The organism is Polaromonas sp. P1_G4, assembly GCF_056405475.1.
Genome location: NZ_JBFUCA010000706.1, coordinates 1 through 1,731, shown reverse-complemented (window position 1 = coordinate 1,731; position 1,731 = coordinate 1). Strand labels below are relative to the sequence as shown.

Sequence of the window (1,731 nt, the reverse complement as noted above, 5' to 3'; positions counted from 1 at the left end):
AGCAACTGTACGGATTCGGCCCGCTGGGTTTGCGGTCAAACCGGTTTTCTCATCAGCATGCCAGGGACCCGGCCTGGGGCAAGCGGTTCCTCACGATCATTTCGCCACGTACTCCGGGTGTTCAAGGTGTTCATCGGGTTGCTCCCTGGCAATGGCCTTGTTGGCCCCTGGGACCGCCTTGCGGGCAAACAGCGTGTACATCGTGGGCACCACAAACACAGTGAGCAAAGTGCCCAGCGACATGCCCCCCACGATAACCCAGCCGATCTGCGTGCGGCTTTCGGCACCCGCGCCCTTGGCCAGGGCCAGCGGCAAGGCTCCCAGCACCATGGCACCAGTCGTCATCATGATGGGGCGAAGGCGCTGCGATGACGCCTTGACCAGCGCGTCGATCATTTCCATGCCCTGCCCGCGCAACTGGTTGGTGAACTCCACAATCAGGATGCCGTGCTTGGTGATCAGGCCAACCAGCGTGATCAGACCAATTTGGGAATACACATTGAGAGAGCCGCCCGAMCATTTGAGCGCCAGCAAGGCCCCGATCATGGACAGCGGCACCGACAGCATGATGACCAGCGGATCGATAAAACTTTCAAACTGTGCGGCCAGCACCAGGAAAATAAACACCAGTGCCAATACAAACACAATGGCCAGGGCGCCCTGCGAGTTTCTGAACTCGCGCGAGGTGCCGTTCAGGTCGGTGCTGTAGCCGGTCTTGAGCACCTTGGCGGCGGTCTGGTCCATGAACTTGAGCGCTTCGCCCAGCGAATAGTCGCCCGCAAGGCTGGCYGTGATGGACACCGAGCGACGCTGGCCGAAATGGTTCAACTCGCGCGGGGAAACACTTTCACGCACCTTGACCAATGCCGACAGCGGAATCATTGCGTCGTTGCGGCCCCGCACATAAATGCGGTCGATGTCTTCAGGCGTTGTGCGGCCGCTGGCTTCGGTCTGCACGATCACGTCGTACTGCTCGGCATCGCGCTTGTAGCGCGTCACGTTGCGCCCGCCCAGCAGAGTCTCGATGGCCTTTGCGACAACCTGGATGCTGACGCCGAGGTCGGCCGCCTTGTCCCGCTCCACCTCAATGCGCAGTTCTGGCTTGTTCAGCCGCAGGTCTACGTCGGGCGAGACGATGCCAGGGTTTTTGGCGATCTCCTCCAGCATCTGGCGCACCACGGTGTTCAGGTTCTGGTAGCTGTCGGAGGTCTGGATCACGAAATTGAGCGGCCGTTCGCGAAAGCCCTGCCCAAGGGACGGCGGCGTGATCGGAAAGGCGGTAACGCCGGGCAGCGCATTGAATTTGGGCTGCAGCTCGCGTGCCATGTCGATGGTGGAGCGCGTACGCTTGTCCCAGTCAACAGTGCGGTACACCACGCTGGCCTGCGCCACCGTCGGGTTGCCCACGTTGGCAAAAATGCGGTCGAACTCGGGAAAGGGCTCACCCATTTTTTCCAGCGCCCTGGCATAGCGGTTGGTGTAGTCCAGCGTGGCGCCGTCAGGGGCATTGACGTTGGCCAGAATCACCCCGCGGTCTTCAATGGGCGAAAGCTCCTGCTTCATGCTCGGGAACACCAGCGCAATGGCCAGGGCACTGAGCACCATCACGCCGATGACAATCCAGCGGGCCTGCAAGGCCATGCCTTTGAGTCGCTGGGCAAGCGAGGGCCGGCCGGCAGCGCCTTCCTCCGCCGCGGGTACGTAACGTGTGGTGACGACCCAACGCAGCAC

The 1,731-nt window shown here is 61.7% G+C and carries 1 protein-coding gene; it reads right to left on the bottom strand.

Annotation, left to right across the window (positions count from 1 at the left end; genetic code table 11):
- Window positions 1-96: 96 nt before the first annotated feature.
- A partial coding sequence (locus AC1D1X_RS22445) for an efflux RND transporter permease subunit (RefSeq protein ID WP_477699239.1) occupies window positions 97-1,731 on the bottom strand: 1,635 nt, incomplete at its 5' end.